The sequence below is a fragment of the Pseudoalteromonas sp. 13-15 genome (genome assembly GCF_001468205.2).
In the GTDB taxonomy this organism is placed as follows: domain Bacteria; phylum Pseudomonadota; class Gammaproteobacteria; order Enterobacterales; family Alteromonadaceae; genus Pseudoalteromonas; species Pseudoalteromonas marina.
On sequence record NZ_CP019162.1, the window covers coordinates 1,264,987 to 1,278,431 of the forward strand.

A 13,445-nucleotide genomic window follows, 5' to 3' on the forward strand; every position below is an offset into this window, starting at 1 on the left:
CACGTCTAAATAATTTAATTTGTCACATTAACACAGTTAAAGCGAAACAATAACTAATATTATCGCTCTCACTCAGGCACGTTAACTAAAGTTAAAAGTACTGAAATCAATGTGCCCAGCGATTTAAGAGGCTGACTTTTCACTAAAACGGTCAACCCATAATGCAATAATACCATCACCGGTAACATTACATGCCGTACCAAAGCTGTCTTGTGCTAAGTACAGTGCAATCATTAATGCCACAGCCCCTTCATTAAAGCCAAGCATGCTTGTTAAAAGCCCAAGCGCCGACATTACCGCACCACCCGGTGCGCCTGGCGCTGCAATCATCACAACACCGAGCATAAATATAAATGGCAACATGCCCATTAACGATGGCACTTCCATACCTGGCGATAAAAACATAACGGCCATGGCACACGTAACAATCGTAATTGTTGAACCCGACAAATGAATGGTGGCACATAAAGGTACAGTAAAGTTTGCTACGTCTTCTTTAACATTATTTGCTTTACTTGATTGCAACGACACAGGAATAGTTGCTGCACTCGACATAGTACCTAATGCAGTAAAATAAGCCGGTAGCATATTTTTAACTAATTCAAGTGGATTACGCTTCAATAAAATGCCTGTTGCAATATATAGAACACTTAACCATAGCCAATGCATTACAAGGGCTGCAATGAGCACCACGCCAAATGTTTGCAGCGTATCAACCACTGTGCCTGCTACAGTCATTTCAGCAAATACACCGGCAATATAAAACGGTAATGCCGGAATAATCACTTTTGACAATAACGCATCTATTACATCACGACCCTGATCCGATACTTTTTTTAATGTGTCTAATTCAAGCTGGCTCATACCAATACCAAATATGAAAGCCGTAGCAAGCGCAGTCATCACCCCCATTAATGGTGGGATTTCTATATCAATAAAACTACCTATTTCCGTGGCTACTTCAGCTTCGAACGTAATACCCCCACTTAAAAATGGGATAACAGCACTGACTAATAAAAAAGCAAGCGTGCCGGCAATGACGGTAGAGCTATATGCAAATCCAACCGTTTTACCAAGTAAGTGGCCAGAACCTTTAGGAAGCCCTGCAATACCAGAAGCAATAAAAAACAAAATAATAAGAGGAATAGTGAAGGAAATAATTTGACCAATTAACTCTTTAACCGTAAATAAGAGTTCAACACCTGTCAAAGGCACATAAAAGCCTACCAATATACCAGCCACAATGCCGGCAATTAACTTTAAAATTAACTTCATTTTTATTACTCAATTATTGTTAGATAAACGTTTTTATCATGTTTTGGTTAGCTTGTGTCATAAAACCGCTGAACTAAAGTTTGTTTGCATAAATAATCATCAATAAAAAGTGCATTTGACCTCGGTAAAGTATCATGTTCAAAAATCACTCAATTTATTAGCCGTTAGGCCGCATGAGTGTCTGCGCCTATTTAAATATTTAAGCTTCTCTTTATTTTATTTATAGGTAAAAAGCCGACATAACAAACAAAAGCGTCTTATCATTAAATTTAATGTGCGTACCTAATAACAAAAGGCACAGCTAATATAGATTTTTATTTCACTTAGTTATAAGCTCAATAGATATATCTTATAGCCAAACTTTACTTTTATTTTTTTAAACTCTCAGTAAAGTGTCAACATATAGTTAGTAGCAAAGGCTATTAGCACGTTGATCAGATTGTATCCAAAGGAACATTATGTCTACTATTTTTGAAGATAACTCACTTAGTATCGGTAATACACCACTGGTAAAACTTAAACGTGTTACAGGTGGGAATGTATTCGCTAAAGTGGAAGCGCGTAACCCAAGCTTTAGTATAAAATGCCGCATTGGTGCATCGATGATTTGGGAGGCTGAAAAAGCAGGTCAGCTAACTGAGGGTAAAGAACTTATCGAGCCTACATCTGGTAATACAGGTATTGCATTGGCCTTCGTTGCCGCAGCACGTGGTTACAAACTAACGCTTACCATGCCTAACACTATGAGCTTAGAGCGTCGTAAACTTCTAAAAGCACTGGGTGCCAACCTTGTGCTTACAGACGGCGCTAAAGGTATGAATGGTGCAATCCAAAAAGCAAAAGAGATTCAAGCCACCGATCCTGAAAAGTATATCTTGCTACAGCAGTTTGAGAATCCAGCAAACCCAAAAATACACTTTGAGACTACAGGCCCAGAAATTTTTGATGCTCTTGACGGTAAAGTGGATTACTTTGTAGCAGGCGTAGGTACTGGCGGGACTATAACAGGTGTTAGTCGCTACCTTAAAACAGAAAAAGGTCTAAATGTTAAGTCTATTGCTGTTGAGCCAACTAATTCGCCAGTAATCAGCCAAACACTTGCCGGTGAAGAAGTAAAACCAGGGCCACATAAAATTCAAGGTATTGGCGCAGGATTTATCCCTGGAAACCTAGACATGAGCCTAATAGATGCTGCAGAGCAAGTATCTAACGAAGATGCAATTGCAATGGCACATGAGCTAATGAAAAAAGAAGGTATATTAGTGGGTATTTCATCTGGCGCTGCTGTAGTGGCAGCAAAACGTATTGCTGAAAAACCAGAAAATGCCGACAAAAATATTGTTGTTATTTTACCAAGTGCCACTGAACGTTACTTATCAAGCCCGCTATTTGATGAGGAATTTAGTGACCAAGAGCTTGTTCAATAATCTTAGCTAACCATTTTTTGAAAGGATGCCTAGGCATCCTTTTTTATTATTTACTCTGCAATATCTTTTTATTTACCTTCCATGTCTTTACATATTAGCTAATTCACCACACACTTAAATAAAACTAACCAACAAAAATTAACATGAAAAAAATAACCTATCTAGTCAGCCTTATTCTGTGTTTGTTTTTAGTTGCCTGTGGCGATGATGTAAAAAAACTTGGCGATTCACCCGGTGACACTGCAACAGCCTACTTTGATGCCTTGTACAATCAGCAAGACCTTCAAAAAGCAACAACCATGGCAACACCCAACCTTACGCGAATCATGAAGTCGTACGGTACAGCTAAACAATTTACTCGTAACTTAGTTAACATGCAGTACGATGAGGTTATTATTGAAGTCGATATGACCAATATGAGTGTACGCGAACAGTATGGTGACAATGCTAAAATAAATCTTATTTTCACCGGTTATTTAAATGGTAACAAAATAGATGATATGCGTAGCGTAAAAATGCTACGTAAAAAAGGTAAATGGTATATCGACAAAATAGTTGCAGACCCATACGCACGTTAATCATTATATTAAAAAAAGGCCTTACACATGTAAGGCCTTTTTTATTTACGGTTCAAATAATTAGCTACAACTCGCCTTGCTGAAAGTTATCAACCGCTATTGCTTGATTACGTAGCTTATTGGCATGGTGCATAGCATCGGCATCGGTTTGCGTTACTAAATCATTGTCTAATGCAAAGTTAATCGCACCTTCAATATCGAGCGTTGCAGGAATATTGCCTTTGCGCTGCCATTGTTTTAAATCTTTGAATTGAGCCTGCATATCGTGCATAGCTAAAAATGCATTTTCCATTACCCCTGTACCTGCGTTTTCATCTACATAACACAAATGAGTTAAGCGATTTCTAAACACACCTGGTTGTGTCATATGCTCGCAAATACGTTGTGCAATTTCATCGCTTGGTTTTTCGTAATGATTACCAATTGGAAATACAATACGCTTAAGCACAAAATTAATAATTGGGTTTGAGAAATTTTTGAAAAAACCATCAAACGCTTGGCCAATTTCAAATAACGATGTTTCTATCGCATATTTAACAAAAGGTAAGTCTGCTTGTTGACGACCTTCGTCTTCATAGCGTTTTAAAACCGTAGAAGCTAAATACAACTGGCTCAATACGTCGCCTAATCGGGCAGATATCATCTCTTTGCGTTTAAGCTCACCACCTAACATTAACATGGCTACGTCGGTACAAATAGCCAAGCCTCTGCTCATTCTGCTTAGGTGCTTGTAATAAACTGCTGTTTCGCCGCCAACAGGCGCTTTTGCAAAGTAACTACGTGTTAAACCATGTATAAATGCCATGCTGGCATTACTTACAGCAAATAATATATGGTTCATTAATAAACCATCAAATTGATTCAGAGCAGCATCGTCGTCTTCAAGTGCAGCGGCCTCCATTTCTTTTAGAACAAAGGGATGACAACGGGTTGCTCCTTGGCCAAATATCATTAAATTTCGAGTTAAAATATTTGCGCCTTCTACCGTAATAGACACCGGTATTCCCATATAACCATGTGCCAAATAGTTGTTTGGCCCCACCTGAATGCCTTTGCCTGAATGAATATCCATCGCATCATTCATGACTGTACGACCCATTTCCGTCATATGGTATTTGGCAATAGCGGTGACAACCGAAGGGCTAAGTTTTAAATCGATTGCGCCAGCCGTCATTAACCGACATGACTCTAGCGTGTAAGTTAAGCCACCAATGCGAGCAAGCGCTTCTTGCACACCTTCAAATTGCCCAATAGATACACCAAATTGCTGGCGAACTACGGCATATGCTGAAGTCATTTTAGCCGCTAGGTGACCGGTTGCAGCACTTAAAGCCGGCAGCGAAATACCACGCCCTGCACTTAAACACTCCACCAGCATGCGCCAGCCACGCCCCGCACACTCTTGCCCACCAATAATCCAGTCAAGCGGAATAAACACATCTTCACCATAAGTTGTACCGTTCATAAATGCCATATTAAGTGGGTAATGGCGCTCACCTGTTTTAACTCCTGGGTGATCGGTTGGAATAAGTGCGCACGTAATACCAAGCTCTTTTTCGTCTCCTAATAAACCATCGGGGTCATACATTTTAAAAGCAAGGCCTAATACTGTGGCAACGGGTGCAAGGGTAATGTAACGTTTTGACCAGTTTAAACGTAGGCCAATTACTTCTTCACCATTGTGCTCTCCTTTACATACAACACCAGAATCTGGAATGCTACCGGCATCAGAGCCTGCTTCTGGGCCTGTAAGTGCAAAGCATGGAACATCTTCACCATTGGCAAGCGTTGGTAACCAGCGGTCTTGTTGCTCTTTAGTACCGTAATGCAGCAATAGCTCACCCGGCCCTAAACTATTTGGCACCATTACGGTAACCGCCGCAGTTAAACTCTTGGTCGAAATTTTTGAAACAATGGTTGAATTAGCAATCGCCGAAAACTCTCGTCCACCAAACTTTTCAGGAATGATTAATGCAAAAAAACCTTCTTTTTTTAAGTAATCCCACACTTCTTTTGGCAAGTCTTTGTCTTTTTGCACTATTTGGTAATCATCTAGCATCGCCATTAGGGTCTCAACCTGATTAGCCATAAATGCGTTTTCTTTTTCGCTCAATTCTGGCTTTGGAAAATTGTGTAATTTTTTCCAATCAGGGTTACCACTAAATAGTTCTCCATCCCACCAAACATCGCCTGCTTCCATAGCCTCTCGCTCTGTTTGCGAAAGCGGTGGAAGTACTTTTTTAAACATTTTAAACGTGGGTCTACTGATCAGGTTTAAGCGGATATCTTTAACGGCAAAAATAACCACTATAACAACCAGTAAAATGATAAATACCGACATGCCTACATTCCTTTAACATTAGAAATTAATAACCTAAGTATGACCCATCTTAGTTTAAATACAATCATTGCAAATACGCTTTCTGCTAAGCCTGTAAATTGGGTAACAAAGAATAAACTAGTCTGTAATTATTAATTTTGATATGGGTAAAGCAACTAAAAAATAAAACGTATAGGCCTTAATAATAAAAAAGCCCGCTGCATGAGCGGGCTTATATTTTAATTAAGCTGAAAACTTAAATTGCGTTATTCATTAAAACTGAAAACGCATGTTTGCAAAGTAAGCATCATTATCAGAGTCATCGGCATTGTTCTCGTAACCTACTTTAAGGCCAATATTTTTGTTAATGAAGTGCTGAGCACCAAAGCTGTAGGTATCTTGTTTATCGTAGCTTGCAAATACAGAGGTCGCTTTTGAGAAATAGTAATTCGTTTCTGCCACCCATTGGTTTTCAGCATCATCAATGCTTTCGTATTTACCTTCAAATGTTAAGTAGTTACCTTGCTGTAAATCAATAAAGTATTTAGCAGCAACGGCGCGGTAATCAAAATTATCATCCGCAGTAACAGTTACACCAATGTAATCGGTACTGTTAAGCATATGGTTATACGCTAAATCGAATAAAGCGAAGTCTTCGCCATCTTTATTTTCAACTAGCGTCACTTTTGCAAGCAAATCTGGGTTAAAAAAGTAACCGCCTGAAATTGTATATGCTTCGTTATGATTGCCAACATCAAGGTTTGTGTATGATGCACCAATAACAAATTCATTAATAAAGTACTCACCACCAACTAACGTTGCATCGCTAAAGTCGTCATCAGCGTATGCGCCGTAAATGTTGCTTTGTTTATTAATGTATTCAAATTGGTCGTACGGGCCTAATGTTTTTTTAGGTGATAGGTAATAAATAGAATCTACAGCAACGGTATCGTTATTGTCGCTGTCTTTGTAACTTAAGTTACTGATTGAGTTATAGCTGTCTGCAGCAGCCGCAGTGCTAGATAATAAAATGCTTGAAATAATAACTGCTAATTTTTTCATTGTAAGACTTCCCTATGTACATTGCGTTTTATGCTTTAGCTAAATTACTAAAGTGGGCACATGCTAACGCCGGGAAACTGAATGAAAACTTAATTAAACCATTGTATTTGTTGAGTTAATTGTAAGGAGATGTAAGAAACTGTAAAATTAAAGTAGTTGCAACATTTAGTCAACAACTACTTAAAGTAGTTGTACAATTATAGTGCGTGTTGGCTAATTACTCTATAAACCTCATTAATGTTATCGCCTGCTTTAAACTCTTTTGTAAGTGGCGTTGGGTCAGAGCCAATCCAAATTTTAAGTTCAGCATCCAAATCAAAGTGCCCTGCACTCTCTTTGCTAAACTTGGTAATTTTAGAGTAAGCAATACTCACCATTTCCATTTTAGAACCAGTTACACCTTGCTTATCAATTAAAATTAAGCGCTTATTAGTAAAAATGAACATATCGCGAATAACTTTATAGGCTTTTTCGACGTGCTCACCCTCAATTAATGTATTAGCGAGTACTTTTTCTAAATCAGAATCATCAACTTCGCTTGCGTTACCCATTAATCCGCTTAATAAACCCATTATACTTTCTCCTGTTTAAAAATTTGATTTTCTAATGTATGGCCATTAACCAATTGCCTGTATTGCCAATTATGTTGGTGGCAAAACTGTAATAGTGCAATATCAAGTGCCTGCTCAGATTGTGTGTATTCAATAACATACTCTTTGTGTTGGCTCATATAAACAGAGCTTACACCATTGAGTAACTGTAACTGTTGCTCAACGTTTTCATACATCTCGTTTAGCATTAATGTGTAAAAGTGTTTGTCGGTTTGATTTACTTTTGTTTGGTGCTCACTCAATACGCCTTTATCTAAATGCAGCACTTGGGAACATAACCGCTCAAGCTCAGTTAAATCGTGCGAGCTTAAAATAAAGGTTGCTTCAGAGCTCAACGTTGACACCAACTCACGTACTTCTCTGGCATGAATAGGATCAAGTCCTGCGGTTGCCTCATCTAGCATAACAATTTGCGGCGAACCAATAAGAGCCTGCGCTATAGTTACACGTTTGCGCATACCATGAGATAAATCACCTGCACGGTTTTTAGCAATTTCACGCAGCCCAACTAAATCAAGCACGCGCAATGCTTCTGTTTGACTTTGCTTGGTACTCATACCTTGTAATTTGGCGTAAAAAGCAAGTTGTTTTTCTATATTAAAACGCGGATCGAGCTGCGCATCTTGTGGTAAAGCACTGACCTTATTAAATAAGGCGGCACTGCCGGGTTTATGGCCAAGTATTTCAAGCTCACCATTGCTGGGCGCTATATAGCCGCATAACAAACTAAATAATGTCGTTTTACCCGCACCATTTGGGCCAACAAGAGCAACCGGAGCACCTTTCTCAATTTCAAAGTTCACATTATTAAGCGCAAGTTTAGACCCATACGACTTACTTAAATTACGCCCTGTAATTAATGGATTCATAGTGAGCTCCTTGCAAAAATACGTTGAGCCACTGCCAGTAACACAGCAGTTTGTACAAGTGGTATTCCCACGGCACTCAATAGTGGCAGGTTTTGACCGGCGAGTTGCTCTATTTGTACACCCGGGAATAAATAATCTAGCGCGCTTAATGCAGGTATTTGCCACTGTAGTAAACCCACTACGATTCCACCCGCTGTAAAATATAAAATAGCGAGTACAATTGATAACCGCGATGAACGTGCAAAAGTATTTATTAAAGTCATTAACGCCACAAACGGTGCAAATGTAACTATAAGAATTGAAAATATCGACAGTACGCGGCCAACGCCCCCTACCAACAAACTCGGATCGCGATACCCTAATACCGCTAATGTGGCCACAAGAGTAATTGCGACCAAACACGTTAATACCGCTAATTGCCCAATAAACCGGCCAAACAAAATTTCAAATCGGGTTGAACGCAATGATAAAAACCTCAGTGTACCGCGCTCTCTGTCACCCACTGTTTGGTCACTACAAATAAATAAACTAAACACAGGAAAACTATACAAAGCAATTAACCAATACATAGCAAACTCGGCTTCAGGCCAATCAAGAAGTTTACTCAAGCCAATTGAGCCTGAAATATCGCGGGCTATTTGCTCAAAGTTTGGGGAGCTAATAATGCTCACAGCTTGCCCTATCGGGTAGCGCAAAATAATTAACCAAACAAGTGCAAATGCCGCAAGGGCTATAAGCCCACGTTTAGTTAAAAACATACGTACAAGCTCAAATCCCGCAATTTGCGTTAATCGCCCTACGTTTATTGGTAATGGTGTTGCCATTGACTATCCTTAATGACGTTGCTTATGCTTTAGTTCAAAGCCTAATATAACTACCCTAAGTGTAAACACCTTGAATTACCAGCAAAAAAAAGCCCACGAAGAGTGAGCTTTGTAACAAACCATTTAAATGTAACTAGCGCGTAATTATAAATGCTGCTTGTATACCTCAAGCGCTTGGGTTAAATCAGCTATTAAGTCATCGATATCTTCAAGGCCAATATGCAATCTAATAACCGGTCCTAGATCCCAGCCAGTGGTTGAGCGCAACCCTTTCATGGTTAAATTAGCGGTGACCAAGCTTTCAAAGCCTCCCCACGAAAAACCCATCTTAAAATGCTGAAGGCTATCTAAAAATGCATCTATCGCTTTTTGATTCCCTGTTTTCATAACAATTGAAAACAAGCCATTACTACCATCAAAATCACGCTTAAAAAACGCATGGCCTGGGCAGGTTTCAAAGGCTGGATGACGAATATGATCAACTAACTCATGCTGTTCAAGCCATTTTGCCACCTCTATCGCCGCCTTTTCATGCTGATTTAAACGCACGCTCATCGTGCGTAAACCGCGCAGTGCCAAATATGCATCATCAGCACTTGTACACTGCCCTAGTAAGTAAGAATGCTCGCGAAGCGTTGGCCAATATTTTTTATTAGCCACTGCAACCCCCATCATTACATCTGAATGACCAACAATGTACTTTGTTGCCGCTTGAATACTAATATCTACGCCATGCTCAAGCGGGCGGTAATGAAGACCGTTTCCATAGGTGTTATCCAGCATGGTCATTACATTATGTTCTTTGGCTACGTTTACCATGGCAGGGACATCTTGAATTTCCATCGTTATAGAACCAGGAGATTCTAAAAATAACACCTTGGTATTTGGCTTAATATAATCTTTTATGCCTACACCAACTGTTGGCGGGTAATAAGTAGTGGTAATTCCTAGCCCTGCTAAAATTTTATCGCAAAAATCGCGAGTAGGCTCATACGCGTTATCAACCATTAAAATATGGTCACCACTCTTTAAAAACGACAATAGCGCTTGGCTAATTGCAGCAGCCCCACACGGATAAAGTGCGCACCCTTCACCGCCTTCTAACTCGGTAATGGCCTCTTGCAATGCAAAATGTGTGGTTGTGCCACGACGCCCATAAAAAAGGGTTTTATCGCCACGCTTCTTCGCCGCTTCTTTAAGTTCTGCAACCGAATCAAATACCACCGTTGATGCGCGCTGCACAACGGGGTTTACTACACCATGGGTGTACGCTTTTTTGCGCCCAGACGACACAAGCTGAGTATTTTTATTACTGTTACTCGACATGGTTATTCCTTATGGATTAGTACGCCAATGTTCAATTAAATAGCGAGAAATAGAATCAGTACGAGGTAGTTTTAAATGCTCTCCTTCGTCATGCCAATTACCAAAGTTTGCCAAATCTTCACGGCTAAACCACTTAGCATCGTCAAGTTCGTCTTTATCTACGTTAATTTGCTCAGACGTTGCTTTAGCAAAAAAGCCAAGCATGATAGATGAAGGAAATGGCCATGGCTGAGACGCCACATAGGTTACGTCATCAACGTCAATCCCTGCCTCTTCTTTTACCTCACGGGCAACAGCTTGCTCTAAAGTTTCACCTGGGTCTACAAAGCCGGCTAATGACGAATACATTCCTGTGGGCCACACTGCTTGGCGGCCAAGCAGACATCGCTCAATGCCATCGGCAAACGTTTTAGTTACAACCATAATTACCGCAGGGTCAGTACGAGGAAAAGTAGGGTGTTTACAGCGCTCGTTTTCACATAAACGAGAATGTCCCGCTTCAACTAAGTGGTTTATACTGCCGCAACGCCCACAAAAACGATGAGTTGCATGCCAATAGCACAACCCGCGTGCAAGCGCAGCAATAGACCCCTCTTTTATATCAACAAGCGGCCCCTGTTTACGAATGTCCATAAACTCTGCGCCACTTATTATGGGGGTAAGTATTGTGTCGTCAATAGTAGATACATCGAGGGCAAACACCCCCTGCTGTGTGGTGTTTAAGCCTAAAAATAGCGCATTGGTTAAGTTTAGCTGTGCAATTTTCTCGTACGGTAAAAACTTTATTTGAGGCGTATTTTTAATAAATAATGTCTCGTTGTTTTTTACCAAAAGCCACAAGCTTTGCGACGACAATTGACCTTTGAGCCACGTTAGGTCTTTACGCACATTGGAGCATCTATCAAGTGGCATATCACTGTAGTTGAGCATGTAAATCCTTAATTACTCGTTATCGCTTAAAATTAACATAACCGACGAGCAAACCCAATTTATTACAGCAACAATAAAGCCTATATTAAACTATATAGGCTCTGTATTAAAAACTCTCATGTTGAAGGCACTTAGCCTCTTTTTTTAAGCTTTAAAGTAATAAATTATCATCAATCAAATGAAACTGTTCTGCACTTTGTTTGAGTACTTCAGCGGTTAACTTATCTGCTCCATAAACATCACACGGCACATTATATTGATTTTTTAAATGCCCAAGTAACAGTGCAAAATCGCCATCGCCCGAGAGCAAAATTACTTTATCGAGATTTTTTCCATGCTCTAACATATCTATCGTTATGCCTACATCCCAGTCGCCTTTTGCACTGCCATCTCGGCGCTGAATAAACGGCTTTAGTTTTACCTCAAACCCAATCGCTCTCAAAATATTTTGAAACTGATTTTGCTTTTCATCTCCACGATAAATAGCGTAGGCATAAGCACAATCTATTTCATATTGCTCCTGGATAACTCGCCAAAAAGCATTGTAATCAAAGTTTTTGCTATAGCTTTCTCTACACGTGTAATAAATGTTTTGTACGTCAACAAATATGCCTACACGCGGTTTAATGTTTTGCTGCGAGTTAAATGAAGTCATGTAATGCCCTAGTTAGAATAATAGCTATAGCGAAATAATTTAAACTCAGTGTACCTTGCTATTTGCTTTTAAGTAACCTAAATTAGTTACATAACGCTATGTAACCATTTTTGGTTACATTTAAAAAAGTAACTAATTTGGATTGTTATGATTGGTGTGATCAGCGGCGATATTATTAAATCGCAAACTATTCCTAAACAGCAATACGATGCCATGCTTTATGAGCTAGAGCAAAGTTTACGTTGTGTATCGGGCGAGAGTACACTTTGGAATATTTATCGAGGCGACTCTTTTCAATTACAAATTAATAACCCTGAGTATTTGTTTAAGCATGCTGTTTTAATTTATTTATATTTGAAGGCATCAGGGTACGAAGTCAGACAAAGTATGGCTATTGGGGAAATAGATAACCCGCGCAATGATATAAAAACAGCTACAGGTTCAGCATTTACTCTTTCGGGTCATGGCCTTGATAAAATAGCCAATCAACGGTTTTTATTTAATACGCCTCCTCAAAACATCCATGAAAGTTTAAACCTTAATTTAGCCTTTGCTGATGTACTCCTTACTAAAATAACACAAAAACAAGCCAATGCTTTGTACGCCTATTTAACCAGTACCGATAATAGCCATGCAGCTTTAGCAAAAGATCTTAAAACCAGCAGAGAAAACGTAACTAAGCTACTTAATTTAGCCCATTACCAACTTATCGAACGGTTTTTAGAGCATGCGAGCAACATTATAAAAAATATAAATCAAGGGAGATGCTAATGGCTTTTTCGCTTTTACTCGTAGCCCTAATTATTGGCCATTTATTGGCTGATTTTTACTGGCAACCTATGAGCTGGGTTAACGACAGAAATTCCCGCCACTTCAAGGCAACTAAACTGTATTTTCATGTATTGGTCCATGGGGTCACTAGCGCAATAATTATTAGCGCTTGGGAATACACTTATGGCTGGCAACAAATTAGCAGTGTTGTAATAGCAACCGCCGTTATTATGCTTAGTCATTACGCAATTGATATAGCCAAATCTTACTCAAGCAAAGGTGTAGTGCCCTTTTTAATGGATCAATTTGCCCACATAGTCGTAATAATCTACTTAAGCGTATGGCTGAGCGATAATACACACTTTTTAGACACCCTATATTCACTTGTCACTAACCCAAATATGCTGTGGGTTGTGTGCGGTTATTTAATTATTTTAAGCCCAAGTGCAGTATTTATTAGAATGATGCTAGAGCGTTTAACGGGTAACTTTAGCAGTAAAGGCAGCTTAGTATTTGCAGGGCAAAGTATTGGCATGTTGGAGCGCGTGTTAATGCTGAGCTTTATTTTACTCGATCAATTTGCGGGGGTTGGATTTTTATTAGCGGCTAAGTCGGTCTTTAGGTTTGGCGATTTAAGCGCCAGTAAAGATAAAAAGCTCACCGAATACGTAATGTTAGGCACACTACTTAGCGTAAGTGTAACTTTGTTTGTAGCTTTAATGGTAAAGTATTTAATACATTAAAAAAAACGCGCTACAATTTAAAGTAAGCGCGTTTTTATTAAAACTAACTAAACC

13 protein-coding genes are annotated in these 13,445 nt (G+C 39.4%); 4 read left to right on the forward strand and 9 right to left on the reverse strand.

Going from position 1 to position 13,445, the window contains the following annotated elements; translation table 11 throughout:
• Window positions 1–123: 123 nt before the first annotated feature.
• Window positions 124–1,275, reverse strand: a complete 1,152-nt coding sequence (locus ATS72_RS05875; RefSeq protein WP_006794016.1) for a dicarboxylate/amino acid:cation symporter — start codon at window positions 1,273–1,275, stop codon at window positions 124–126.
• 458 nt (window positions 1,276–1,733) lie between these two features.
• On the opposite strand from ATS72_RS05875, the gene cysK reads away from it, so the two are divergent.
• Window positions 1,734–2,702 (forward strand): cysteine synthase A, encoded by a 969-nt coding sequence (gene cysK / locus ATS72_RS05880; protein ID WP_006794017.1) that lies wholly within the window; start codon window positions 1,734–1,736, stop codon window positions 2,700–2,702.
• A 143-nt stretch (window positions 2,703–2,845) separates the two neighbouring features.
• Window positions 2,846–3,280, forward strand: coding sequence for a hypothetical protein (locus tag ATS72_RS05885; RefSeq protein WP_006794018.1), 435 nt, complete (start codon window positions 2,846–2,848; stop codon window positions 3,278–3,280).
• Window positions 3,281–3,344: 64 nt separating this feature from the next.
• Here ATS72_RS05885 and ATS72_RS05890 read toward each other — a convergent pair whose 3' ends face one another.
• The 8 genes from ATS72_RS05890 to ATS72_RS05925 all read right to left on the reverse strand — a co-directional run bounded on the left by ATS72_RS05890 (window position 3,345) and on the right by ATS72_RS05925 (window position 11,877).
• Complete coding sequence (locus ATS72_RS05890; RefSeq protein ID WP_058429428.1) at window positions 3,345–5,621, reverse strand: acyl-CoA dehydrogenase; 2,277 nt, start codon at window positions 5,619–5,621, stop codon at window positions 3,345–3,347.
• A gap of 252 nt (window positions 5,622–5,873) precedes the next feature.
• Window positions 5,874–6,662: a putative porin gene (locus tag ATS72_RS05895; protein WP_058429429.1), complete on the reverse strand. Its 789-nt coding sequence runs from the start codon at window positions 6,660–6,662 to the stop codon at window positions 5,874–5,876.
• A 197-nt stretch (window positions 6,663–6,859) separates the two neighbouring features.
• Entirely contained in the window at window positions 6,860–7,234 is a 375-nt protein-coding gene (locus ATS72_RS05900; RefSeq protein WP_006794021.1) for a PH domain-containing protein, read from the reverse strand.
• On the reverse strand, window positions 7,234–8,142 hold the full coding sequence (locus ATS72_RS05905) for an ABC transporter ATP-binding protein (RefSeq protein ID WP_058429430.1): 909 nt from the start codon (window positions 8,140–8,142) through the stop codon (window positions 7,234–7,236). Before ATS72_RS05905 ends, ATS72_RS05900 begins: the two co-directional genes overlap by 1 nt.
• Complete coding sequence (locus ATS72_RS05910) at window positions 8,139–8,966, reverse strand: ABC transporter permease subunit (protein WP_058429431.1); 828 nt, start codon at window positions 8,964–8,966, stop codon at window positions 8,139–8,141. The genes ATS72_RS05905 and ATS72_RS05910 overlap by 4 nt, the downstream gene beginning before the upstream one ends.
• Window positions 8,967–9,110: 144 nt before the next feature.
• Window positions 9,111–10,292, reverse strand: coding sequence for a cystathionine beta-lyase (locus ATS72_RS05915; RefSeq protein ID WP_058429432.1), 1,182 nt, complete (start codon window positions 10,290–10,292; stop codon window positions 9,111–9,113).
• A 9-nt stretch (window positions 10,293–10,301) separates the two neighbouring features.
• Window positions 10,302–11,222, reverse strand: a complete 921-nt coding sequence (gene nudC, locus ATS72_RS05920) for an NAD(+) diphosphatase (protein ID WP_058429433.1) — start codon at window positions 11,220–11,222, stop codon at window positions 10,302–10,304.
• 151 nt (window positions 11,223–11,373) lie between these two features.
• Complete coding sequence (locus ATS72_RS05925) at window positions 11,374–11,877, reverse strand: LabA-like NYN domain-containing protein (RefSeq protein ID WP_058429434.1); 504 nt, start codon at window positions 11,875–11,877, stop codon at window positions 11,374–11,376.
• 147 nt (window positions 11,878–12,024) lie between these two features.
• Here ATS72_RS05925 and ATS72_RS05930 point away from each other — a divergent pair, with 147 nt between their 5' ends.
• Both ATS72_RS05930 and ATS72_RS05935 read left to right on the forward strand, forming a co-directional pair.
• Window positions 12,025–12,648 (forward strand): hypothetical protein, encoded by a 624-nt coding sequence (locus ATS72_RS05930; protein ID WP_010557102.1) that lies wholly within the window; start codon window positions 12,025–12,027, stop codon window positions 12,646–12,648.
• A complete protein-coding gene (locus ATS72_RS05935) occupies window positions 12,648–13,391 on the forward strand; it encodes a DUF3307 domain-containing protein (RefSeq protein ID WP_058429435.1) in 744 nt (247 codons plus the stop codon). Before ATS72_RS05930 ends, ATS72_RS05935 begins: the two co-directional genes overlap by 1 nt.
• Window positions 13,392–13,445 lie beyond the last annotated feature (54 nt).

Coding starts and splice junctions, on each gene's coding strand:
- ATS72_RS05875 (WP_006794016.1), bottom strand. CDS start 1,275: ATGAAGTTAATTTTAAAGTTAATTGCCGGCATTGTGGCTGGTATATTG.
- cysK (WP_006794017.1), top strand. CDS start 1,734: ATGTCTACTATTTTTGAAGATAACTCACTTAGTATCGGTAATACACCA.
- ATS72_RS05885 (WP_006794018.1), top strand. CDS start 2,846: ATGAAAAAAATAACCTATCTAGTCAGCCTTATTCTGTGTTTGTTTTTA.
- ATS72_RS05890 (WP_058429428.1), bottom strand. CDS start 5,621: ATGTCGGTATTTATCATTTTACTGGTTGTTATAGTGGTTATTTTTGCC.
- ATS72_RS05895 (WP_058429429.1), bottom strand. CDS start 6,662: ATGAAAAAATTAGCAGTTATTATTTCAAGCATTTTATTATCTAGCACT.
- ATS72_RS05900 (WP_006794021.1), bottom strand. CDS start 7,234: ATGGGTTTATTAAGCGGATTAATGGGTAACGCAAGCGAAGTTGATGAT.
- ATS72_RS05905 (WP_058429430.1), bottom strand. CDS start 8,142: ATGAATCCATTAATTACAGGGCGTAATTTAAGTAAGTCGTATGGGTCT.
- ATS72_RS05910 (WP_058429431.1), bottom strand. CDS start 8,966: ATGGCAACACCATTACCAATAAACGTAGGGCGATTAACGCAAATTGCG.
- ATS72_RS05915 (WP_058429432.1), bottom strand. CDS start 10,292: ATGTCGAGTAACAGTAATAAAAATACTCAGCTTGTGTCGTCTGGGCGC.
- nudC (WP_058429433.1), bottom strand. CDS start 11,222: ATGCTCAACTACAGTGATATGCCACTTGATAGATGCTCCAATGTGCGT.
- ATS72_RS05925 (WP_058429434.1), bottom strand. CDS start 11,877: ATGACTTCATTTAACTCGCAGCAAAACATTAAACCGCGTGTAGGCATA.
- ATS72_RS05930 (WP_010557102.1), top strand. CDS start 12,025: ATGATTGGTGTGATCAGCGGCGATATTATTAAATCGCAAACTATTCCT.
- ATS72_RS05935 (WP_058429435.1), top strand. CDS start 12,648: ATGGCTTTTTCGCTTTTACTCGTAGCCCTAATTATTGGCCATTTATTG.